Origin of the sequence: Streptomyces sp. SLBN-118 (assembly GCF_006715635.1) — a bacterium.
Classification (GTDB): domain Bacteria; phylum Actinomycetota; class Actinomycetes; order Streptomycetales; family Streptomycetaceae; genus Streptomyces.
The window spans coordinates 518,102-540,179 of sequence record NZ_VFNP01000001.1 but is presented as its reverse complement, the minus strand read 5'-3'; the positions used below and the strand labels follow the sequence as shown (position 1 = coordinate 540,179).

Genomic DNA, 22,078 nt, shown 5'->3' with positions numbered 1-22,078 from the left:
GGTCAGCCGCCGAGCGCGACCGCCGCTGCGGCCTCGCGGTGCGGGCGGGCGAGGTTGTTCGGGCGCAGGATGAACTGAAGCTCGTCCTTGGTCAACAGGCCCTTGTCCAGGACGAGTTCATAAACGCTCCGGCCGGTCCTCAGGGCTTCCTGGGCGACCGCAGTGGCCTGCTCGTAGCCGATGTGCGGGTTCAGCGCGGTCGCCAGGCCGATGGACTGGGCGACGAGGCCGGCGAGGTGCTCCCGGTTGGCGGTGATGCCGGTGACACAGCGCTCGGCGAGGGTCAGACAGCCGGCCCGCAGGTGGCTCAGCGACTTCAGCAGGCTGTGGGCGATGACCGGCTCGAAGGCATTCAGCTGGAGCTGGCCCGCCTCGGCGGCCATGGTCACCGTCATGTCGTTGCCGATGACCTCGAACGCGATCTGGTTGACCACCTCGGGGACGACAGGGTTCACCTTGCCCGGCATGATGCTGGAACCGGCCTGTACCGGCGGCAGGTTGATCTCGGCGAAGCCGGCGCGCGGTCCGCAGGAAAGCAGCCGGAGGTCGTTGCAGGTCTTGGAGAGCTTGACGGCGATCCGCTTCAGCACGCCCGACAGCTGGACGAACGCGCCGGCGTCCTGGGTTGCTTCGACGAGGTCGTGTGCGACTGTCAGCGGAAGCCCGGTGATGGCGCGCAGATGCCGGGAAGCAAGCGCCGCGTACTCGGGGTGGGCGTTGAGCCCGGTGCCGATGGCGGTGCCGCCCAGGTTGATCTCGCGGATCAGCTCACAAGCCTCGGTGAGGCGCTTGTGATCCTCGCCCAGCATGACGGCGTACGTGGCGAACTCCTGGCCCAGGGTCATGGGCACGGCATCCTGCAACTGCGTACGGCCCATCTTCAGGACGTCCGCGAACTCCTCCGCCTTCGCGGCGAAGGCGGAGCGAAGCACCTCCATGGCGTCCAGCAGACGCTGGGCGGTGAAGTCGAGGGCGATCTTGACGGCGGTCGGGTAGACGTCATTGGTGCTCTGTCCCGCGTTGACGTCCTCCAGCGGGTGCAGGTTGCCGTACTCGCCCTTGCTGTGGCCGAGGAGCTCGAGGGCCCGGTTGGCGACGACCTCGTTGGCGTTCATGTTCGTCGAGGTGCCCGCGCCGCCCTGGATCACGTCGACCACGAACTCGCCATGGAGCCTCCCGGCACGGATCTCCTCGCAGGCGCTCACGATCGCGTCCGCCTTGAGGCCTTCCAGCAGTCCGAGGTCACGGTTGGCCAGTGCCGCTGCCTGCTTGACGCAGGCGAGGGCGGTCACCAGGTCGGGGTAGGCCGAGATGGGGATGCCGGTGATGGGGAAGTTCTCCACCGCCCGCAGGGTGTGGATGCCGTAGTAGGCGTCGGCGGGGATGTCCCGGTCGCCGAGCAGATCGTGTTCGGCGCGGGTCGCGGGGCGGAGGTGGTCGTGCGTGGCCATGGAGGTGCGGACTCTCCTGTCAGGTGCGTACGGGGAGGAGCGGGACGAGAGCCAAGAAGGGTGGGGCCGCTCGGTCGGGGGAGGGGGAAGGAGGCCGAGCGGCCCCGGTCTGTGAGGGTTGAGCCCGGCCGGTCTATGCGGGGACGAGCTCGGCCGGCGGATCGGCGTCGGCGGACAGGGACTCGCCGAGCGCGTGGCGCAGCACCCGCTCCCGCTCGCGCGGGTCGGTGGCGGCGAGCAGTGCGGTGAGCACGGCGATCCGAGCCTGGCCCGCCCGCAGCGTGCCGGTCGGCACGGCGCCCGCGGCCACAAGGTCGACCGCGCCGCCGTGGGTGTAGATCTCGGAGACGGGCCCGGCCTGGACACGGGTGGTCAGAGCGACGAGCACGCCTCGGGAGGTCGCGGAGGCCACGGCCTCGACGAACTCGGGGGTGGCGTTGCCTGCGCCGGTTGCCACCAGGACGATTCCCTGCGCACCGGCGTTCACGGCCGCCTCCAGCAGGAGCGGGTCGGCGTCGCAGTGGTGCATCACCATGTCGACGCGGGGCAGGACTTCCGGAAGACCGGGCAGAACCAGCGCGGCCGGGCGCCGGGGGTGGCGCAGTACGGAGACCCGGCCGAAGCCGATGTTCCCTACGCGGGCCGCGGAGGGGTCGGCGAAGGCGTCGGCGGCAAGTGTCTGCGTCTTGACGGTGCCACGGGCGGGGTGGAGCTTGCCGTCGAAGGCGACCAGTACCCCAAGGCCCCGAGTCGTCGCCGCGGTCAGCAGGGCGTCGTGGAGATTGTCCGGTCCGTCGCCGTTCGCCGCGTCGAGTGGAAGCTGGGCGCCGGTGAAGACGACGGGGCGCGGATCGTCGTGGTGAAGGTCGACCAGGAACGCCGACTCCTCGAGGGTGTCGGTGCCGTGGGTGACGACGATGCCGTCGACGCCGGGGTCCGCGAGTGCCTCGTGCACCGTGCGGAGCAGGGTGAGCTGGTGAGCGGTGGTGAGACGGGGGCTGTTCACGCTGAACAGGTCGACGACCTCGATGGTGACCCCGTCGGGCATGGCGGCGGTCGCCATGACCTCGTCGCCGTGCGCGTCGGCGGCGAACCCGGAACCCTGCCAGCGGCTGGCTATCGTCCCGCCGGTGCTGATGACGACGACACGTCCCACAGGCCCACTCCTCGTTCGTGCCGCAGGTGCCGCGGCGAATCGGACGGGGCACGCGGCCCGGCTTCGCTCGTGGCCCCGGCCGGCCTGCGCCCCATGATGGCTGACCCGGGGATGCCGGAGCAGTCGGACGCAATGATAGGGCTGTCGCCGCGCAATTTGATCGCCAATTTCGGCCCACAACCCCGATCGCTATGGTGAATAATTGCGCCATGGATGAGATCGATCGAGATATCTTGCGTGAGCTTCAGGATGATGGGCGGCTGAGTAATCAGGAGCTGGCGCAGCGAGTGGGGCTGACCCCATCGCCGTGCATGCGCCGAGTGCGGCAGCTGGAACAGGACGGGGTGATCCAGGGCTATCGCGCGGTGATCGACCCGGAGGCGGTCGGCAGGAGTTTTGAGGTCCTCGTCTCCATCGAGGTGAAGCGCGACCGTGAGGTGGTCGAGGCCTTCGAGGCCGGTCTCCAGGACATCCCCGACGTGATCGAGGCGTACCGGCTCTTCGGCAGCCCGGGATGCCTGCTGCGTATCGCGGTCGAGGACCTGCGCGCGTACGAGCGGCTGTGGATCGAGAAACTGACCTCGCTGTCCGGCGTCACCGAGGTCAACTCGCAGATCATCATGAAGCGGATCAAGGAGCATCGCGGCCTGCCGGTGGACGGCTGAGCCTCCCTGATCCGCCTCGCAGGTGCCCGCCAGGCGATGGGCCGCCTGAGAGGACCTGGAGATCGACGGACTCTCCCAGTGGGATACGGGAGTAGTCGGCCCCGCCGTCACCGTCGAGCCACTGGGTTGACTACCGCCTCGTGAGCGCGTCCTGGGTATCGCCGCGCAGCCGGTCCCGGACCACCGAGATCGCCACGACCAGTGCCGCCACCAGCAGGGAGAGGATCACCTGCTCACGTCCGGCGTCATCGGTCAGCATGTAGACGAGGACAAACGAGATCATCGCGATGGTCGCCCACGTCAAGTACGGGAAGAGCCACATCCGTACGACCAGACTGTCCGGCGACTCACGCAGCAGGATCGCGCGCATCCTCAGCTGTGTGAAGCAGATGACCAGCCAGACGAACAGCGCGACCGCACCGGAGGAGTTCAGCAGGAACAGGAACACCGTGTCGGGCCACTGGTAGTTGAAGAAGACCGCGACGAAGCCGAAGACGACCGATCCCAAAATGGCGGCCTGTGGCACGCCGCGGTTGTTCGTACGGGCGAAAGCCCTGGGCGCGTCGCCGCGTTCGCCGAGCGAGAAGGCCATACGAGAGGCTGTGTACAGGCCGGAGTTGAGGCAGGAGAGCACCGCGGTGAGGACGATGACGTTCATGATCTGCCCGGCGTGCGGGATGCCGATCGCGTCGAGCGCCGCCACGTACGAGCCGCTCTCCTTGATCGCCGGATCGTCCCAGTCGAGCAGGGACACCACGACCAGGATCGAGCCGAGGTAGAAGACGCCGATCCGCCAGATCACGCTGTTGGTCGCCTTGGTGACGGCGCGTCGCGGGTCCTCGGACTCACCGGCCGCGAGGGTGACGATCTCGCTTCCCATGAAGGAGAAGACGACCATCAGGATGCCGGTGAGGATCGCCCCGGGCCCGTTGGGCAGGAACCCCCCGTGACCGGTCAGATGGGCCAGGCCAACGGCTTCGTGGCCGGAGCCGGGCAGTACGCCGAACATCGCGAGCCCGCCGAGCAGGATGAAGCCGGCGATGGCGACGACCTTGATCCCGGCGAACCAGAACTCGAACTCGCCGTACGACGACACGGACACGAGGTTGGTCGCCGTGAGGACCACCATGACGATGAGCGCCCACCCCCACTGGGGGACCGCCGGTACCCAGCCCTCGAGGATCTTCGCGCCGGCGGTGGCCTCGACGGCGAGGACCACTACCCAGAAGAACCAGTAGAGCCAGCCGATGGAGAAGCCGGCCCAGCGCCCAAGTGCCCGGTCCGCGTACGCGGAGAAGGAGCCGGACGTGGGGTGGGCGGCGGCCATCTCGCCGAGCATCCGCATGACGAAGACGACCATCGCGCCGACCAGGGCGTACGAGACCAGGATTCCGGGGCCGGCGGCCGCGATGCCGGAGGCGGAGCCGACGAACAGGCCGGCCCCGATCACACCGCCGATCGCGATCATCGACAGATGACGGTTCTTGAGCCCGGCCTGGAGGCCGTCGGGGGAAGGCGTCCGTCCGCTCTCACGGGGTGGCGAAGCCACGTCGGTGTTCGAGGGTTGCGCGCTCATGCTCAGTCCTTACAGAAGGAAGAATTGGGCGAGTCCGGTCTGTGGGTCGCCCCCATGCCGAGCACGGGTGGGACGACGATGTGGACGACCCCAGGGGAGGCCGGAATGCCGACCCGCCGGAGCAGGTCGGTGGTTCGCGGCCTGCTCGCCGTTGCCGGTGCCCACGTGTCGGGTGAGGACGGCCGCCCGGCCCATCGGCTCGCTCACTGCGAGCCGCCGGGGGCAAGGACACGTGACGGTATGGGACGCCAGGAGGGTGACCCGACGCCCGGATTCGGGGGTACGCAGAAGGTAGGAGCGATGACGACCGGGCCACCATGGACAGATGTCACGCGGGCCGGAGCCTCGTTCAGACAAATGCTCAAAGGAGGTCGTAAATGTGCAGGTGAACTAGCCTGGGAGATGCGACGCGGCCGCGGTGATATCCGCGCGTGCATCGCCGTCCTGCGGGTGATCGCAGCGCTCCGCCACCGGCCACGGCGTGAATTGCCCGTCCCCGCACTGCACCAGCAGCTGCTTGCCGTGCGTCACGACGCCCCGTGGCCGCAGCCCGCTCAGACTCGCAGTCGTATACGCGGCGGTCAGGCTGTTGAGGTCATGGACATCGCCGATCCGGAACAGGGAGCGGGTCTCCGCGATGGCCTCGTGCTCGCCCGCGCGCATGACGACGCGCAAATCGGGCGCGACGGCCAGTGCCGCCACCGATACGGCGATGTTGTCCAGGTCGTCGGAAGCCACGGCGGCAAGTGCCTGCGCCTGCCGCAGACCGAGCGTGCTCAGCACGAACCGGTCGGTTGCATTGGCCACGACCACGGGAACGCCAAGTGCCCTGGCCAGCCGCAGGTTCTCAGCCGCCGGATTCCGTTCGACCGCGATCACGCCTATGCCCAGAGCCTGCAGCCGGGTGCACAGGCGCAGGCCCACCTGTCCGAGGCCGACGACGACCACATGCCCCGCCCGAGGCAGGGCCCGTGAGCCCACGATGCCGACCGCACGCGGTCCCAACAGGCGATCGACCATGCCCGCAGTGAAGACCGCGGTGAAGACTATGGTGACAAGCATCGCCACGGCGGAGAACGCCAAATAGGTGTCCGAACCATGGGCGTTCGCCGGGCCGACGGCGGACACGGTGCGTGCCGCTTCGAACAACGCTTCCACAGGCGAGCGGTGGTGGAAGGCCATGCTCCAGGCCCAGTCGGCCACCAGCACCGTGAGCAGCCCGGCCAGACCCGTCAACATGATCCGCGAACTGCCGTCGTGCGGCCGCAGCTGCCCCCGGATCCTGCCAAGGCGCGCCCGCCACCGCAGCGAGCGCGACGGCACCCACGGCTCCAGGTGCACGGTGTCCTCCTGCCACCGGGCGCCGATGTGTCCCTCGGGTGTCCGGGTGAGGCTCAGCAAACCAGGTTGGAGGCAGGCGGCAACAAGCACGGGCGCGGCGACATCGGCCGGCGACGTGACCTGGCAGTTCGGCAGTACGCGCAGGAGCTGCTCGCCGACCGTCCGGTCGAAGACCGTCACAACCAGCTGGACGTTGGGGTGTATGTGCTCGACGGCGAGCGCGTAGCGCAACGCCTCGACGTCGTTGTCGAGCAGCACCGCGACGCCCGCCACCTCCCGCCGCAGTGCCCGGCGCAGATCCTCGTCCGTGGGACGGTCGAGGTGGCGCACGAGGTGCCCGGCGGACTGCAGCAGACCGCAGACCCTGCGCGCCATATCGCTGCCGATCACCACGAAGTACTGCGGTGGCGTTGCGCTCTCGGGCATCGCGTGTGCACTCCCTCGCGTCTCGGGTGGTGAGAATGCTAAGGGCTCGGTCCGGGTGTGTGCTCGTCCCTGTGTCTGAGATCGGAGTGCCGTTGCCTGTACGCCTGCACAAGGCTGATGTGCACTGCGGGCTTCCACGCGCGGTGGCGGATGTCCCACGTCGGTGAGGTGCTGGGCGGGTCAACCTGGTTGATGTCGCGGACGGTTCGGCCGAGTTCGGATAGCGCATCGCAGAGCGGGCCGCCGGCCGGGGACTGGCCACGGCTGCCGTGCGTGAGCTGTGCGCCCTGGCTGTCGCGGAGTACGGCCTGACTTGGCTGCGGGCCGTCACGACACTCGACAACCCCGCCCCGCGAGCCGTGCTGGCCCGTACGGGATTCGTCCCTGCGGGCGAGATCGAGCTCGACGACCGCCCAGGTCTTCGCTTCGTACCGGACCTGCGGGGAGCCCGGGAACCCCGTCGACCGATGTCGAGCGCGCCCCGCGCGAGGAACGGCATGCCGCTGTAAACGGCATCGATCGGAACCGAAGATCCTTCCGACGTGTCTGGATCTACGAACGCTGGTCGTCGTCAGAGGAGAGCGATCGTGGAGATCTTCGGAACGCGTCCGAGCCGCCGGGCATTACTGACCCTGGGGGCCGGGGCGGCACTGGCCGCAGCGGTCACCATGGAGGTGCCGGCCTCTGCGGTGTCGCGCAGCACGGGGGACGACATCTCCGGGGCGCTGAGCAACCTTGAGCGGGAGCATTCCGCGCGCCTCGGAGTGTTCGCGCGCAACACGGTCACGGGCAGGAGCGTGCTGCACCGCGCGGACGAGCTGTTTCCGGTCTGCTCGGTGTTCAAGACGATCGCCGCCGCTGCCGTCCTCAGGGACCTCGACCGGCGCGGCGAATTCCTCGCCAAGCGCATCCGGTACACCGACAAGGATGTCAAGGACTCGGGCTACGGCCCCATCACGGGCACGCCCGAGCACCTGGCGGGCGGCATGACCGTCGCCGAACTGTGCGCGGCCACCATCGAATACAGCGACAACGCCGCCGCGAACCTCCTGCTCCACGAGCTCGGTGGCCCCACGGCCATCACGTGCTTCTGCCGCTCGATCGGGGACACGACAACCCGGCTCGACCGGTTCGAGCCCAAGCTGAACTCGGCCGAACCGTGGCGCGTGACGGACACCACGAGTCCGTGCGCCATCGGGCGGACCTACGAAAAGCTCGTACTCGGCGACGCACTGACGCGCCCCGACCGGCAGCAGCTGACCGCGTGGCTGCTGGCCAACACCACCAGCGGGGCGCGCTTCCGCGCCGGTCTCCCCAAGGACTGGACCCTCGCGGACAAGACCGGCACCGGCGAATACGGAACCACCAACGACGTCGGCGTTGCCTGGACGCCCGACGGAGCACCCGTTGTCCTGGCGGTCCTCTCCACCAAGCACGACGCCCACTGCCCGGCGGACGAACCGCTGGTAGCCAAGACCGCGGAACTGCTGACGGCAGCCCTCGCGTGACCGCCCCGCGCGCTTGTCGACCGGGCGGCAGGACGCGGACTTCGTCGCTCTCGACGAGTGGCTGCGCAGGACTCAGGGGATGACGCGCCCGCGCGCGCGGCGTAAGGCGGCCCGAGAGGCGAGCCAGGGAGGCAACCTCCGCGGCGCGCCGACCATCCTCCCTACGCGACGAGTTGCAACCGTTACGCAGCCCGCCCCGCACCTCAGCGCATGGAGAGAGATGACAAGGGTCCCTACATCGGTCGTCGTGCCCTGCTTCAACGAGAGTGAGGTGATCGGCGCCTTTCACGCGGAACTTGTCGGCGCTCTCGAGCCCACTGGGACGGCCTTCGAGATCTGTTACGTCGACGACGGCAGCAGCGACCGGACCCGTATCCACCTGCAGGACCTCGCGGCCGCGGACCCCCGCGTGCGCTACACCTCCTTCAGCCGTAACTTCGGCAAGGAGGCGGCGATGCTTGCCGGGCTGAGGATGTCCTGCGGTGAAGCCGTCGTCCTCATGGACGCCGATCTGCAGCACCCGCCGGAGCTCGTGCCGCGCATGCTGGAGCTGCAGCGGCACGGCTTCGACCAAGTCGTCGCGCAGCGCGACCGGGCAGGAGAAGGCCCGCTCCGCAGGACGCTCAGCCGGGCGTACTACGGTCTGGTGCGCCGGTTCATGGAGGTCGAAGTCGTCGACGGGGCAGGCGACTTCAGGCTGCTTTCGCGCCGCGCCGTCGATGCCGTCCTCTCCCTCCCGGAGAGCAACCGGTTCTCCAAGGGGCTCTTCTCCTGGATCGGTTTCGACACGGTCAGCTTCACGTACCAGAACGTGCAGCGCGCGGCCGGACAGTCCAAGTGGGGCGGCCGGCGGCTGCTCAACTACGGCATCGACGGGCTGCTTTCCTTCAACAGCCGCCCTCTGCGCATGGCGATCCACACCGGACTCTGGCTCTTCCTGTCGGCCCTCGGCTACGCCCTGTGGATCATCGCGAACGTCCTGCTCGACGGAGTGGACACCCCTGGGTACGCGACGCTGATCACCGCCATCGTCGGCCTCAGCGGCATCCAGCTCGCCACGCTCGGCGTTATCGGCGAGTACGTGGGCCGTATCTACCACGAGGCCAAGAGGCGGCCCCACTATGTGGTCCGGGAGACAGACATGTCCCACGGGGCCGCCTCCGCCCCCGCGCTCAGGGACGCTGCGGCGCGTAAGTGACCTTGTCCAGGTGGTAGTAGTCGGCGACGCACTGCGCCGGCCAGACTCTGCGGCCGTGATTGCTGAAGGGCTCCAGCATCCAGGCGACCGACACGGGCGTGTACGGCGCGACCTTGGCGCCGTGTGCCGCCTGTCCGCGCAGATACCGGTCTTGACGGTCCCACTTCTCGGCCCGTACCTGCATGGCGTTCCCGAGTCCGTTCAGCGGGCCGACCAGTCCCAGCACCGCCGCGGCGCACACCGCCGCGGCTCCCGCCGCCACCACACCCGTACGCCGTACACGCAGCCGGAGCGAACGCCCGATGAAGGCACCTGCGCCGACCAGCAGCATGACGTAGAGGAGGAGGTAGTCGTTCCATGTGCGTTCCGTCGTCACGACGTCCGCTCCGAAGACGGGGTACGTGATGACCGTGCACAGATAGCCGGAGACCAGGAAGGCGGCCGAGCCGAGCGCGGCGAGCAGCAGCGGGCGGCAGGGCAGCAGAACGGCGGGCCGCCGGGCGTGGCCGCGGGCCAGAAGACCGAGGAGGACGCCGGCCGCGACGGCTCCTGTGTACTGCCAGGTGGTCAAGATCGTCTCGAGTATCTGCCCGTAACCGCGCAGGGAGCCGAGCAGCGATTCGGGGGCGAGCATGGACGCGCGGTCGGCACCGTAGTGCTCGCGGCGGTTCCGCGAACCGGGCGACGTCATCAGCACGACGGTGCCGATGATGACGCCGGCCATCCCGAGCAGCGACCAGCGCCGTGCGAAGGCCCTCACGCGCTCGGCGAAGAGGCGGTGCGCGAAGAGCACCACACAGGACAACACCACGAGCGCGACGACCGACGCCTCTTCGGAGAGCGTGCCCATGAAGACGCCTGCCGTGAACACGACGGCCAGGGCAGCGATACGGCTGCGGCGGCCCCCCGCGCGCAGCAGCGGGATGGCGACTGCACAGGCGAGCACCGGTGCGACGGTGTGCGAGACGGAGGCGGCGGGCCAGTAGAACGTCTTGTAGGTATTGGGGGTCGCGAAGAGGAAGACCGCGGTGATCATTGAGGCCACCAGCAACGGGAGACCACGCGGCACCTCCAGATCGGCCCGGCGCAGGAGTTGAACGGTCAGGGCCCACAGCAGAACCAGCATGAGCACGCCGCTGACGAGCCCGAACCACTGGTGGCCGGCGACCGGGAACTGCGCGTAGAGACCGACCAGCAGGCCGTTGCCCACCCGTCCGTTGTCGGTGAAGTAGAACTTCCCGATCAGCCCGGAAATCCCGTGGTCGCGCACGCTCGGCAGGAAGCACCACTCGTCCGCACTGGGGCGCACGTACCGGCCGGTCCACGACGCCATGACGAGCAGACCGAGCGGCAGCACCGACAGAGCCGGCGGCCAGGCGGTCCGCCATGAAGACGAGGTGCTCCGGCCGCCGTTCTTCCGCCCTTCACGTGACGCGTGGTCCTGCTCTCCTGCGACGCTCGATGCGTCGACGGCCATATCAACCTTGCCTTTCGGGAAACGAATGGTGCGAATCCCTAGAGGCGAATCCGGGATGTGCCGTTCCATCGCCGACGCGGCAGGCCGCCTGCGGCACCGATGCTTGCGCGCTAGTCGGCTTCGCCGGTCATGTTCTCCGGGAAGTGGCAGGCCACCAGGTGCCCCGGCTTGAGCTCTCGCAGCGGCGGTTCCTCCATCCGGCAGATCTCCTGCGCCTTCCAGCAGCGGGTGTGGAAACGGCACGCCGGAGGGGGGTTCACGGGTGATGGCACGTCGCCGGTGAGGAGGATCCGTTCGCGTTTCGTGCGGCGCTCGGGGTCCGGGACGGGGACCGCGGACATCAGCGCAACCGTGTAGGGGTGCATCGGCCCGTGGTACAGCGAGTCCTTGCCGCCGATCTCCACCACCTTCCCCAGGTACATCACCGCCACCCGCGTGGAGACGTGCCGGATGACCGACAGGTCGTGCGCGATGATCACGTAGGTGAGGCCCAGCTCGTCCTGGAGGTCGTCCAGCAGGTTGACCACCTGGGCCTGGATCGAGACGTCCAGCGCCGACACCGGCTCGTCCGCCACGATCATCTTCGGCCGCAGCGCCAGCGCTCTGGCCACGCCGATGCGTTGGCGCTGGCCGCCGGAGAACTCGTGCGGATAGCGGTTGTAGTGCTCGGGGCTGAGCCCGCACAGCTCCAGCAGCTCCTGGACGGCGCGCTTCACTCCCTGCTCGGTCTCCACCTTCTGCAGCCGGAAGGGCGCGCCGACGATCGTGCCGACCGTGTGCCGGGGATTGAGGGAGGAGTACGGGTCCTGGAAGATCATCTGGATGTCCTTGCGCAGGGGCCGCATCGCGCCCGGGGACAGGTGCGTGATGTCGTGTCCCTCGAATTCGATCTTCCCTGCGGTCGGCTCGAGGAGTCGGATGATCAGCCGTCCCGTCGTGGTCTTGCCGCAGCCCGACTCGCCGACCACGCCCAGCGTCTCCCCGGGAAGCACGCTGAAGTCGATGCCGTCCACCGCCCGCACCGCGCCGACCTGACGGCGCAGCAGGCCCTGGGTGATGGGGAAGTGCTTTACCAGCCCCTCGACGTTCAGCAGGGGCTCGTGATCCGTGGTCTGCGCCGGTCCCATGGTCCACCTCCTTCGTCCGGCCTCACAGCCGGGGCGCTACGTCCTCGGCGAAGATCCGGCGCCGTTCTTCGGGCGGCAGATGGCAGGCCACGAGGTGGCCGGTGCCCGAAGCGTCGGTCAGCTCCGGGACCTGAGTGAAGGACCTGTCGCCGTTGCGGTCGGCAAAGGGGCAGCGAGGGTGGAACGCGCAGCCGCGTGGCAGCCTGATCAGGCTCGGCGGGTTGCCGGCGATCGGGATCAGCCGCTCCTGCATTTCGCGGTCCATGCGCGGCATGGATCCCAGCAGGCCCCAGGTGTACGGATGCTCGGGCGCGGTGAACAGCTGCTTGGCCTCGCCCTTCTCCACGCACTTGCCGGCGTACATCACCAGGATGTCGTCGGCCAGTTCGGCCACCACCCCCAGGTCGTGAGTGATGATGATCACCGCGGAGCCGTACTCCTGCTGCAGCTTCCGGATGAGGTCCAGGATCTGCGCCTGGACGGTGACGTCCAGCGCGGTCGTCGGCTCGTCGGCGATCAGCAGCGACGGGTCGTTGACCAGGGCCATGGCGATCATGGCACGTTGGCGCATACCGCCGGAGAACTGGTGCGGATAGTCGTCCACCCGGGTGGCGGGCTGGGGGATGCCCACCCGTTCGAGCATCTCCACCGCCCGGAGGCGGGCCTTCTTGCGGCTTGCCTTCGGGTGGTGCACCCGGTAGGCCTCGGTGATCTGGGCGCCGATCGTGTAGAAGGGGTGCATCGCGGTCAGCGGGTCCTGGAAGATCATCGCCATCTTGTGGCCCCGCAGGTGCTGCACCCGGTCGGGAGGGGCGGAGACAAGTTCTTCGCCGTCCAGCCAGATCTCGCCGGAGATCTTGGCCTTGCCGCTGCGGTGAAGGCCCATGATGCCCAGCGAGGTCACCGATTTTCCGGAGCCGGACTCGCCCACGATGCCCAGCGTCCGGCCGCGCTCGAGCTCGAAGGAGACGCCGTCCACGGCCTTGACCAGGCCGTCGTCGGTGTCGAAGTGGATGCGCAAGTCGCGTATTTGGAGAAAGCCGGCACCGGTGAGGGCGCCGCGGCCCGCCTCCACACTGCCGATGGGAGCCTCCAGCGGCGGCTGTTCACGAGATTTGCGGCTCATGAGTACCTCACCCGGGGGTCGACAGCGACATAGAGCACGTCCACCACAAGGTTGGCCACGACAATGAAGAAGGCGGCCAGCGTGGTCACGGCCATGATCTTGGGCAGGTCGTTGTCGGCGATCGCCTGCACCGCGTACTGCCCGACTCCGGGCAGCGAGAAGGCGGTTTCGGTGAGTACGGCACCGCCGAGCAGCAGCCCGATGTCCAGGCCGAAGATGGTGATGATCGGGGTGAGCGCGGCGCGCAGGCCGTGCCGGACGACCACCGTCCGTTCGCTGAGGCCCTTGGCCCGCGCGGTGCGGATGTAGTCCTCGCTCATCGTCTCCAACATGCCCGCCCGGGTGAGCCGGGCGTACAGCGCCGAGTACAAGAAGGCGAGGGTGACCCAGGGCAGCACCAGATTCTTCGCCCACAGCAGCGGATCCGTGGTGAAAGGTACGTACTGCAGGTTGGGGAAGACCGGCCACTTGTAGCTGAACAGTGCGAGCGAAACCAGCGCGGTGAAGAAGATCGGCAGCGAGACGCCGGCCAGTGCGATGCCCATGGAGAGCCGGTCGAAGAGCGAGCCGCGCTTGAGCGCCGACAGCACGCCGATCGACACACCGCTGACCAGCCAGATGATCGCCGCACCCACGGCCAGCGACAGTGTCACAGGGATGCGTTCGGTGATCTGCGGCCAGACCGGCAGATGGCTCTTGAACGAGTAGCCGAAGCAGGGCACCTCGCAGTGGGACGCGTCCGGCCCGAAGTGGAAGGTGCGGCCGGCGAAGATGCCGTGCACGAACTGCCAGTACTGCGTGTACAGCGGCTGGTCGAACCCCAGGTTCTTCTGGACGGCGGCCAGCGCCTCTGGACTGGGGTCGCGGCCGACGTACTGAGCGGCCAACTGCGTGCTCGTCTCGCCGGCCAGTCGTGGCACCAGGAAGAAGATCGCGAAGGTGATGGCCGTCACGACGAACAGCAGGATCACCGCAGCCGCCAGGCGGCGGATGATGTACGCACCCACGGTTGGGCGGCGCGGCCATCGCCGGCCGGGCCTCGGCCCGGTCGGCAGTGGGCCTCGCCCTTCACCTCCTCAGCTCCTCCGTTCCAGACGTCCGCGCGCCCGCCAAGGGCTACTTGACGCCGACGTTCAGGTAGTCGTACATGCCGTATGCCTCGGTGACGTACACGTTGGTCGCCTGGTCCGGGCGGTACAGCGGGTCCTTGCGGTACAGCAGGGGCACCAGAGGTGCCTGCGCCATCGCCGCCTTGTCGATGTCACCCCACGCCTTGGTGCGGGCTGCGGCGTCGGTGTTGCCGATGGCCGTGTCGAGCATCTGGTTGATGCTGGGATCGTTGAGCTCGGACAGGTTGCTGTTGCCCGAGGCCTTGATGGCCGTGCCGTCGATGATCTGCTGGAGGAAGCCGTAGCCGTCCGGCCAGTCGGCGGCCCACGCCATCATCATCAGACCGAGGCCGTGCGAGTGGGCGAAGGCCGGAGCGCCGGCGGCGTCGGTGAAGTACTTGCCCGAGGGGTACTGCTGGATGCCGACGTTGACCCCGACCTTCTTCAGCGAGGCCTGGACGGCCTGTGCGATCGCGATCTCGTTGGGCCGGTCGGAGCGGGCGGAGATGTTGGTGGAGAAGCCCCCGGGGTGGCCGCATTGCTGGAGCTCGGACTTGGCTGCGGCGAGGCCCTCCGGCGAGTTGGCTCCCTTGTAACCAGGGGTCTTGTACAGGTCGTACTTGACGTGGCCGGAGACCGTGGGCGGCAGGATCGTCGTGGCGATGTCACCGTGAATGTCGCCGCCGGTCGCGGTCTGCGCGGAGACCTTGTCGACCGCGTACTCCATCGCCTTGCGGCAGTGCACATTGTCGAAGGGCTTCACGGCCGTCGAGATCGCCACATAGGCGAGCGCGCCGCTCTGCGCGTCGTCGAGGTGTCCCTTCTGTGTCGGGTTGCTGAGGGTGGCGGCCTGGCTCTGCGCCGCGATGCCGGCGCCTGCGATGTCGAGCGTCGCGTTCCCGGCGATCAGGTTCTGGTCGACCGTGGTCTGGGCGATGTTGAACTGGACGGTGATCTTGTCCGGGAGCTGCTTGCGGATCGTGTCGGAGGACGCGCTCCAGTGCGGGTTCCTCACCAGCGTTGCGCCCTTGCCGTCCTGGTAGCTCTGGAACATGTACGAGCCGGACGAGATCACGTTCTTCACGTAGTCCGCGCCGTTGTCCTTGGCCTGGGGCACAGGCGCCGTCTGCGGACTGCTGACCAGGTAGTCGAAGTCGGCGAACGGCTGGCTGAGGTGGAAGACGATGGTGGTGTCGTCAGGCGTCTCGATGGACTTCAGGTCACCGGTCTTGTCCTTGTACGGCCCCTGGTACTCGGGGGTGTTGTTCACCAGATACGCGTTGAAGTACGTCGGTCCGTTGGACATCACCTCGGGCGCGTAGTTGCTGCGCTCGATGGCGTACTTGACGTCCTTGGTCGTGATCGGTGTGCCGTCGGAGTACTTCAGGCCCGGACGGATGTGGTACGTCCAGGTCTTGCCGTTGTCACTGGACTTGCCGAGCCCCGCCGCGAGGTCGGGTATCAGCTTCAGGCCGCCCTTGCCGGGGGCGGGCTGGTAGGTGGTCAACGCCCGCGCGTAGACCCGGGAGAAGTTCCACATGAAGGCGTAGTAGGTGTTGCCGGGGTCCATCGAGTCCGGTGTGCTCGACAGCTGGTACACCACTGTCCCGCCCTCGTTGTCGGAGGGATTGACCACGCCGGTGATGCCGGCGTTGAAGGTGGGGGCTTTCCCCGCCGTTCCGCCGCCGCCGTTGCCGCCGCATCCGGACACGACCAGCGCCGCGACTGCGGCCCCCGCAAGAACGAATGTGGTCTTTGATCTCCTCATGACGAGCTCCCCTCGCCCGAGACGGGAATCGGTACGCGCATCACTTGCTCCGCGGGTCCAGGGCGTCCCGGAGTCCGTCGCCGAGCAGGTTGAATGCCAGGACAGTGATGAAGATCGCCAGACCCGGGACCAACATGAACCACGGATCCGCCTGGTAGAGGCTGATGGCCTGGTTGAGCATGCCGCCCCAGGACGCCTGCGGCGGCTGGATGCCGACGCCGAGGAAGCTCAGACCGGCCTCGAAAAGAATGTTCGTCGGGATCAGCAGCGTCGAGTAGACGATGATCGGCGCGACGAGATTCGGCAGCAGCTGCTTGAACAGGACATGCGGCCCCCGGGCACCGAGGGTCCGTGCCGCGTCCACGAACTCGTGCTCGCGCAGCGAAAGGGTCTGGCCGCGAATGATGCGCCCCATATAGGGCCAGCTGAAGAAACCGATCACGAAGATCAGCACGCTGATATGGAGCGTCAGCCCGTGCAGTCCGAAGGCGCCGCCCTGCAACGAGGCGGACAGCGCGATCGCGAAGAGCAGCAGCGGGAAGGCCAGGAAGATGTCCATCAGGCGGCTGATCACGGTGTCGACCCAGCCCCCGTAATAGCCGGCGGCCACGCCCAGCACCGTGCCGAGAGTCACCGACAGCACGGTCGCGCCGAACGCGACCGCCAGCGACACCCAAGCACCCTCGATGATCCGCGCGAGCAGGTCACGGCCGAACTGCGGCTCGACGCCGAGCGGATGGTCCCAGCTGATCCCGCCCCATGCCCCCTTGGGCCTGAGCAGCACCGGATCGATCAGATTCTGGTGGAAGGCATTGGGTTCCAGCTTGAAGACCGATTCGATGACCTTGGCGAAGACTGCCAGCACCATCAGGCAGAGAACGACGATGCCGCCCGCGACGGCGACCTTGTCACGCTTGAACCGCATCCACGCGATCTGCCCGAGCGACCGTCCCTCGATCCCCTCGCCCATCCCGGACAGCACTGAATCCGGCTGGGCCTCGGCGGCTGAGCCGGTTACCTCTATGGGGGCCGTCATGGCATTGCACCCCCTGTCCGGTGGTGACCGGTTCCAGGTGCAGCCATGACAGACGACGACGCCCCTCTATGGGCGGTGATCATCCATCCAGCACCGGTCCGATGGGTCGCCAGACCAGGTGAATCAGAACGTCTCATTATAAGCAAATAAGGTGAATGGACTCTAATGGTCGATAGGGCAAATATCACCAGAACGGCGACATCTTGACAGGCGCACGATGAGGTCTTAAGCAGGATCATGAGGAGGTTTCCTCCATATCGGCAGGTGAGAGCACCTTTGGCTGAGGAGAAGGCCATGACGCGTGCAGTAGGTATCGACCTGGGAACGACGAACTCGGTGGTCTGCGTTCTGGAGGGCGGCGAGCCCACCGTCATCACCAACACCGAGGGCGCCCGGACGACCCCGTCAGTGGTCGGGTTCGCCAAGAGCGGCGACGTACTGGTGGGCGAGGTTGCCAAGCGGCAGGCTGTCACCAACATCGAGCGCACCGCACGGTCGGTCAAACGCCACATGGGCGAGGCGGACTGGCGTTTCCCCGACAGCGGTGACATCGACGGCAAGCGCTACACGGCGCAGGAGATCTCCGCCCGGGTGCTCCAGAAACTCAAGCGCGATGCCGAAGCGTATCTGGGCGAGGACGTGACGGACGCCGTCATCACCGTCCCGGCGTACTTCAACGACTCTCAGCGCACCGCCACCAAGGAGGCCGGGGAGATCGCCGGCCTGAAGGTTCTGCGCATCATCAATGAGCCGACGGCGGCTGCGCTTGCCTACGGCCTCGACAAGGAGAACGACCAGACGATCCTCGTCTTCGACCTCGGCGGCGGCACCTTCGACGTCTCGCTGCTGGAGATCGGCGAGGGAGTCGTCGAGGTGAAGGCCACCAACGGTGACACCCACCTCGGTGGGGACGACTGGGACCAGCGCGTCGTGGATCATCTGGCCAAGCAGTTCAAGAACGCGTACGGCATCGACCTCTCCAAGGACAAGATGGCCACGCAACGGCTGCGTGAGGCCGCGGAGAAGGCGAAGATCGAGCTGTCGGCGGCGACCGAGACGAACATCAATCTGCCGTATTTGAGCGCGTCTGCCGAGGGTCCGCTGCACCTGGACGAGAAGCTCACCCGGGCTCAGTTCCAGCAGCTCACCGCAGACCTGCTCGACCGGTGCAAGACCCCGTTCCACAACGCGGTGAAGGATGCGGGGATCAAGGTCGGCGACATCGACCATGTGATTCTCGTCGGCGGTTCGACCCGTATGCCCGCGGTGACCGAGCTCGTCAAGGAGCTCACCGGCAAGGATCCGCACAAGGGTGTGAACCCGGACGAGGTCGTCGCCATCGGTGCCGCTCTGCAGGCCGGTGTCCTCAAGGGTGAGGTCAAGGACGTCCTGCTCCTCGACGTCACCCCGCTGTCGCTCGGTATCGAGACCAAGGGCGGCATCATGACCAAGCTGATCGAGCGCAACACCACGATCCCGACCAGGCGTTCGGAGATCTTCACGACGGCCGAGGACAACCAGCCGTCCGTGCAGATCCAGGTCTTCCAGGGCGAGCGGGAGATCGCGGCGTACAACAAGAAGCTCGGGATGTTCGAGCTGACCGGTCTGCCGCCGGCGCCGCGCGGGGTCCCGCAGATCGAGGTCGCCTTCGACATCGACGCCAACGGCATCATGCACGTGACCGCGAAGGACCTGGGCACGGGCAGGGAGCAGAAGATGACCGTCACCGGCGGCTCCTCGCTGCCGAAGGACGACATCGACCGGATGGTCCGCGAAGCGGAGAGGCACGCCGAGGAAGACCGCGTTCGCCGCGAGGCCGCCGAGACCCGCAACCAGGGTGAGCAACTCGTCTACCAGACCGAGAAGTTCCTCAAGGACAACGAGGACAAGGTCCCCGGTGACGTCAGGACCGAGGTCGAGACCGCGCTCGGCGAGCTGAAGGAGAAGCTCAAGGGCGAGGACACGGCCGAGATCCGCACGGCGACCGAGAAGGTCGCCGCGGTCAGCCAGAAGCTCGGCCAGGCGATGTACGCCAGGGCGCAGGCCGAAGGCGCCCCCGCCTCCGGCACCCCCGCCGGCGAGCAGGCCGACGACAAGGCCAAGGAGCAAGCCGAGGAGGAGGTCGTCGACGCCGAGATCGTCGACGACGACAAGCAGGAGGGGAGCGCAGGATGAACCGCCCGGATGACGTTCATGGCTTCCCCGGCCCGCCGCTGAGCATCGTCAGGGACAGGCAGATCCGCATTCCCGCCACGCTCCCCACCCCTGCCCGTCGCGACCGGAAGCGGACCGAACGCGACGGCGGCTCTCCGGGCTCGCGCGGCCAGAGGCTCGCGGCCGACCAGTCGCCGCCCCGCGGGTCCGGGCTCCGCGAGGAACTGCGGGAACGCACCGCCGACCTGCAACGCCTGAAGGCCGAATACGACAACTACCGCAAGCGGGTACGCCGCGACCGCCTGGCCGTCCGCGAGATCGCCGTGGCCAATGTGCTCGGCCGGCTCCTGCCCGTACTCGACACCCTGGCTGAGGCGGCCGAACAGGGTGAGGTCACCGGCGGTTTCCAGCGCGTCGCGTACGCGCTGGAGGCCGAACTGGCCGCCCTGGGCCTGCAATCCTTCGGCGCGGCGGGCGACCCCTTCGACCCGGTCGTGCACGAGGCCGTCCGCTCCACCCCCAGTGACCAGGTCGAACACCCCACCTGCACCGCGGTCCTGCGCAAGGGATACCACGTCGGCGACCACCTCCTGCGCCCTGCACAGGTGGCGGTCGCCGAACCGCGGTCCGTCAGTCCGCCGGCCTCATGAGACGGCCGCGGGCACGGTGAGAGGTGCCGCTCTCAGCCGTTCGAACGCGGTGGGGGCCGGCCGCCGAGGGAGAAAGGTCTTGATCTGGCGGGCGCAGTCGAGCGGACTCGTACTGCCGGTGTCGCACTCGATGTCGTACGTGCCGTGGCCATGGACCTGGTTGATCTGGCGGGCGGCCAGCCCTGGCGGACGATCGCCGCGGGCTTGCTCCCGTCGTTCCAGCTCCGGCAGGGGGCAGTGCACCCCGACGAGGACGACGTCCTGGGGAGGGAACAGTGCCAGGCAGTCGCGAAGGCGCCACGGCTCGCTGAGGACATGATCCACGACGACGGTGTTGCCTGCCGCGGCCATTCCGGCGACCGCTCGGTGGAAGCCCATCCATGTGTGCCTGAGTACGACATGAAGCTGCTCCTCGGTGAGTTCGTGTCGCGAACGCATGGCATGGAACGCGTCCACCGGCATGTGAAAACACGTCTCGTCAAGGACGGCGAGCAACTCCTTCGCGATGCTCGACTTGCCCGAACTCGAGGTGCCGTTCAGGAAGATGATCAGTCCGCCGGTTGTCCGCCCCGGTTCCGCCGAGCTTGAGGAGCGGTCGGCTCCGGGAGCCGGGCCTGCCGACCTCTCGCCGGTCACGGTGCATCGAACAGCGCGCTGACCGACTCGCCGTTGTGGATTCGCCGCATGGCCTCGGCCAGCGCCGGGGCGATCGACAGGACCGTCAGCTTGTCCGTGCGGTGTTCGGCCGGGATGGGCACGGTGTTCGTACAGACGATCTCCAGCACATCGGGCTGATCGGACAGACGCTTGAGGGCGCCGGCGGAGAACAGACCGTGCGTGCAGGCGACCCGGATCGACCTGGCGCCCAACTCCCTCAGCCGGCCCAGCAGCTCAAGGACGGTGCTGCCCTTCGCGATCTCGTCGTCGAGCACGATGACATCACGGTCGGCGACGTCCCCGATGACCGAGCTGATGCTCACCCGGTCGTCCGCGAAGCGCTGCTTGGCCCCGGCTGCCACTTTCGCTCCCAGTAGCCGGGCGAATGCGGCCGCCTCCTTGGCGTTACCCAGATCCGGAGAGACAACGGTCGTGTTCGACAGGTCGTAGCCGCGAAAATGCTCGGCCAGCTCGCGCAGAGCGTGCAGATGATCCACGGGCACCGAGAAGAAGCCGTGCACCTGAGGCGAGTGCAGCGTCAGCGCCAGGACGCGGTCGGCCCCCGAAGCCACCAGGAGATCAGCCACCAGTCGCCCGCCGATCGAGATCCGCGGCGCGTCCTTCTTGTCCGAACGTGCATAGGCATAGTGCGACATGACCACGGTGACGCGACTGGCCGATGCGCCGCGGGCGGCGTCGCACATCAGCAGCAGCTCAACGAGGTTCTCCTGTACGGGAGTGACCAGCGGCTGGACCAGAAAGACGTCCCGCTCACGGCAGTTGGCCTGCAACTGGACCTCAAGGCAGTCATTCGCAAACCGGCTCACCCGCACCGGACTGAGCGGAACACCCAGATGGGCACAGACCTCGGCTGCCAATTCGGGATGGGCACTACCGCTGAATACGGCGATGTCTCGCACGAACCGCTCCCGGCGTGATCGATCGGATACCACCGACAGGCTACCGGCCCGGCTGCGCGTGACCGGGGCAGACCTCAACCCCGGTCGGCCCCTACCGTACTTCAGGGGCCTTCACCGGGGCGGTCGCCAACCGCACGGCCGGCTGACGGGCCGGATCAGTTGTGGCCGAACTTCCGCTGGTGCTTGCGGGTGGCCGGCTCGGAGATCCGGTGCTCCGTGTCACGAGGGGCCGAGGCCCTTGGCTGCTGTTCCTTCGCCTCCGCGGCGGTGCTGCGATCATGGCCGCCGGTGCGGGCGCCGCGGTTTTGCCGACTCTGTTTCCTGCCCATGATCGTGCCTCCTGGCGCGGATGTCGGACTATGGGCTGCTACCAGGTTTTCATGCGACTGAGAAGCGCGCATTTCAGGCAGGCGCCGGGGGCGGCCGGCTCCCCGCCGAGGTCGCGCGCCGGTACTCCAGTAAGCCGAGCAGAGTGGCGGTCTCGTCGGCGGCGACGGGCGATTGCGGGCGACCCTGCTCGTCCGGGTTCGTCATGGTCGGCGAGTCCAGGCGCTGACGCCTCCGCGCCACCATCGGCGAACATCTCGCGGTCGGCGGCCACTTCGGACCGGCAATGTCTGCGGGTGAGGCGGGAGTGAACGAAGAAACCTATTGTCGCTGGCCATTGATACGCACAGTTGGTCGACGCTAGCTTTCTTCGTCACGTACCCCCGCCCATGCGTACCCGCTGTGG

18 protein-coding genes and 1 pseudogene are annotated in these 22,078 nt (G+C 67.8%); 6 read left to right on the top strand and 13 right to left on the bottom strand.

Annotation, left to right across the window (positions count from 1 at the left end; genetic code table 11):
* Positions 1-2: 2 nt before the first annotated feature.
* Positions 3-1,451: an aspartate ammonia-lyase gene (gene aspA, locus FBY35_RS02585; RefSeq protein ID WP_142212209.1), complete on the bottom strand. Its 1,449-nt coding sequence runs from the start codon at positions 1,449-1,451 to the stop codon at positions 3-5.
* Between the two features lie 133 nt (positions 1,452-1,584).
* On the bottom strand, positions 1,585-2,607 hold the full coding sequence (locus tag FBY35_RS02580; RefSeq protein WP_142212208.1) for an asparaginase: 1,023 nt from the start codon (positions 2,605-2,607) through the stop codon (positions 1,585-1,587).
* Positions 2,608-2,816: 209 nt separating this feature from the next.
* On the opposite strand from FBY35_RS02580, the gene FBY35_RS02575 reads away from it, so the two are divergent.
* On the top strand, positions 2,817-3,272 hold the full coding sequence (locus tag FBY35_RS02575; protein WP_142212207.1) for an Lrp/AsnC family transcriptional regulator: 456 nt from the start codon (positions 2,817-2,819) through the stop codon (positions 3,270-3,272).
* Positions 3,273-3,402: 130 nt separating this feature from the next.
* On the opposite strand, the gene FBY35_RS02570 is transcribed toward FBY35_RS02575, so the two are convergent.
* Positions 3,403-4,848, bottom strand: coding sequence for an amino acid permease (locus FBY35_RS02570; RefSeq protein ID WP_142212206.1), 1,446 nt, complete (start codon positions 4,846-4,848; stop codon positions 3,403-3,405).
* A gap of 390 nt (positions 4,849-5,238) precedes the next feature.
* On the bottom strand, positions 5,239-6,615 hold the full coding sequence (locus FBY35_RS02565) for an NAD-binding protein (protein ID WP_142212205.1): 1,377 nt from the start codon (positions 6,613-6,615) through the stop codon (positions 5,239-5,241).
* A gap of 173 nt (positions 6,616-6,788) precedes the next feature.
* On the opposite strand from FBY35_RS02565, the pseudogene FBY35_RS02560 reads away from it, so the two are divergent.
* The 3 genes and pseudogenes from FBY35_RS02560 to FBY35_RS02550 form a co-directional block, all read left to right on the top strand.
* Positions 6,789-7,124 (top strand): annotated as a pseudogene (locus FBY35_RS02560) (GNAT family N-acetyltransferase); the annotation flags it as partial.
* A gap of 78 nt (positions 7,125-7,202) precedes the next feature.
* The gene (bla, locus tag FBY35_RS02555; RefSeq protein WP_260848480.1) at positions 7,203-8,123 is read left to right on the top strand and encodes a class A beta-lactamase; all 921 of its coding nucleotides are present in this window, start codon (positions 7,203-7,205) and stop codon (positions 8,121-8,123) included.
* A gap of 220 nt (positions 8,124-8,343) precedes the next feature.
* Positions 8,344-9,321, top strand: a complete 978-nt coding sequence (locus FBY35_RS02550; protein ID WP_142212204.1) for a glycosyltransferase family 2 protein — start codon at positions 8,344-8,346, stop codon at positions 9,319-9,321.
* Here FBY35_RS02550 and FBY35_RS02545 read toward each other — a convergent pair.
* The 6 genes from FBY35_RS02545 to FBY35_RS02520 all read right to left on the bottom strand — a co-directional run bounded on the left by FBY35_RS02545 (position 9,296) and on the right by FBY35_RS02520 (position 16,964).
* Positions 9,296-10,798 carry a DUF6056 family protein gene (locus FBY35_RS02545; protein WP_142212203.1) on the bottom strand — a complete coding sequence of 501 codons (1,503 nt, stop codon included), beginning with the start codon at positions 10,796-10,798 and terminating at the stop codon, positions 9,296-9,298. The two genes, FBY35_RS02550 and FBY35_RS02545, sit on opposite strands and share 26 nt — an antisense overlap.
* Positions 10,799-10,908: 110 nt before the next feature.
* Entirely contained in the window at positions 10,909-11,925 is a 1,017-nt protein-coding gene (locus FBY35_RS02540) for an ABC transporter ATP-binding protein (protein WP_142212202.1), read from the bottom strand.
* Between the two features lie 22 nt (positions 11,926-11,947).
* Entirely contained in the window at positions 11,948-13,051 is a 1,104-nt protein-coding gene (locus FBY35_RS02535) for an ABC transporter ATP-binding protein (protein ID WP_142212201.1), read from the bottom strand.
* Entirely contained in the window at positions 13,048-14,058 is a 1,011-nt protein-coding gene (locus FBY35_RS02530; protein ID WP_142212200.1) for an ABC transporter permease, read from the bottom strand. Before FBY35_RS02530 ends, FBY35_RS02535 begins: the two co-directional genes overlap by 4 nt.
* A 109-nt stretch (positions 14,059-14,167) precedes the next feature.
* The gene (locus tag FBY35_RS02525; RefSeq protein WP_142212199.1) at positions 14,168-15,928 is read right to left on the bottom strand and encodes an ABC transporter substrate-binding protein; all 1,761 of its coding nucleotides are present in this window, start codon (positions 15,926-15,928) and stop codon (positions 14,168-14,170) included.
* 40 nt (positions 15,929-15,968) lie between these two features.
* Positions 15,969-16,964 carry an ABC transporter permease gene (locus tag FBY35_RS02520; protein WP_142212198.1) on the bottom strand — a complete coding sequence of 332 codons (996 nt, stop codon included), beginning with the start codon at positions 16,962-16,964 and terminating at the stop codon, positions 15,969-15,971.
* Positions 16,965-17,258: 294 nt separating this feature from the next.
* Here FBY35_RS02520 and dnaK point away from each other — a divergent pair, with 294 nt between their 5' ends.
* Complete coding sequence (gene dnaK / locus FBY35_RS02515) at positions 17,259-19,139, top strand: molecular chaperone DnaK (protein WP_142212197.1); 1,881 nt, start codon at positions 17,259-17,261, stop codon at positions 19,137-19,139.
* Complete coding sequence (grpE, locus tag FBY35_RS02510; RefSeq protein WP_142212196.1) at positions 19,136-19,768, top strand: nucleotide exchange factor GrpE; 633 nt, start codon at positions 19,136-19,138, stop codon at positions 19,766-19,768. Before dnaK ends, grpE begins: the two co-directional genes overlap by 4 nt.
* Here grpE and FBY35_RS02505 read toward each other — a convergent pair.
* From FBY35_RS02505 to FBY35_RS36335, 3 genes are all read right to left on the bottom strand, one after another.
* A complete protein-coding gene (locus tag FBY35_RS02505; RefSeq protein ID WP_260848656.1) occupies positions 19,763-20,320 on the bottom strand; it encodes a chloramphenicol phosphotransferase CPT family protein in 558 nt (185 codons plus the stop codon). The two genes, grpE and FBY35_RS02505, sit on opposite strands and share 6 nt — an antisense overlap.
* Before the next feature lie 80 nt (positions 20,321-20,400).
* Positions 20,401-21,345 (bottom strand): ribose-phosphate pyrophosphokinase, encoded by a 945-nt coding sequence (locus tag FBY35_RS02500; protein ID WP_142212194.1) that lies wholly within the window; start codon positions 21,343-21,345, stop codon positions 20,401-20,403.
* Positions 21,346-21,500: 155 nt separating this feature from the next.
* The gene (locus FBY35_RS36335) at positions 21,501-21,674 is read right to left on the bottom strand and encodes a hypothetical protein (protein ID WP_186356847.1); all 174 of its coding nucleotides are present in this window, start codon (positions 21,672-21,674) and stop codon (positions 21,501-21,503) included.
* Between the last annotated feature and the right edge of the window lie 404 nt (positions 21,675-22,078).

Coding starts and splice junctions, on each gene's coding strand:
- aspA (WP_142212209.1), bottom strand. CDS start 1,451: ATGGCCACGCACGACCACCTCCGCCCCGCGACCCGCGCCGAACACGAT.
- FBY35_RS02575 (WP_142212207.1), top strand. CDS start 2,817: ATGGATGAGATCGATCGAGATATCTTGCGTGAGCTTCAGGATGATGGG.
- FBY35_RS02570 (WP_142212206.1), bottom strand. CDS start 4,848: ATGAGCGCGCAACCCTCGAACACCGACGTGGCTTCGCCACCCCGTGAG.
- FBY35_RS02565 (WP_142212205.1), bottom strand. CDS start 6,615: ATGCCCGAGAGCGCAACGCCACCGCAGTACTTCGTGGTGATCGGCAGC.
- FBY35_RS02550 (WP_142212204.1), top strand. CDS start 8,344: ATGACAAGGGTCCCTACATCGGTCGTCGTGCCCTGCTTCAACGAGAGT.
- FBY35_RS02545 (WP_142212203.1), bottom strand. CDS start 10,798: ATGGCCGTCGACGCATCGAGCGTCGCAGGAGAGCAGGACCACGCGTCA.
- FBY35_RS02540 (WP_142212202.1), bottom strand. CDS start 11,925: ATGGGACCGGCGCAGACCACGGATCACGAGCCCCTGCTGAACGTCGAG.
- FBY35_RS02535 (WP_142212201.1), bottom strand. CDS start 13,051: ATGAGCCGCAAATCTCGTGAACAGCCGCCGCTGGAGGCTCCCATCGGC.
- FBY35_RS02525 (WP_142212199.1), bottom strand. CDS start 15,928: ATGAGGAGATCAAAGACCACATTCGTTCTTGCGGGGGCCGCAGTCGCG.
- FBY35_RS02520 (WP_142212198.1), bottom strand. CDS start 16,964: ATGACGGCCCCCATAGAGGTAACCGGCTCAGCCGCCGAGGCCCAGCCG.
- dnaK (WP_142212197.1), top strand. CDS start 17,259: ATGACGCGTGCAGTAGGTATCGACCTGGGAACGACGAACTCGGTGGTC.
- grpE (WP_142212196.1), top strand. CDS start 19,136: ATGAACCGCCCGGATGACGTTCATGGCTTCCCCGGCCCGCCGCTGAGC.
- FBY35_RS36335 (WP_186356847.1), bottom strand. CDS start 21,674: ATGGGCAGGAAACAGAGTCGGCAAAACCGCGGCGCCCGCACCGGCGGC.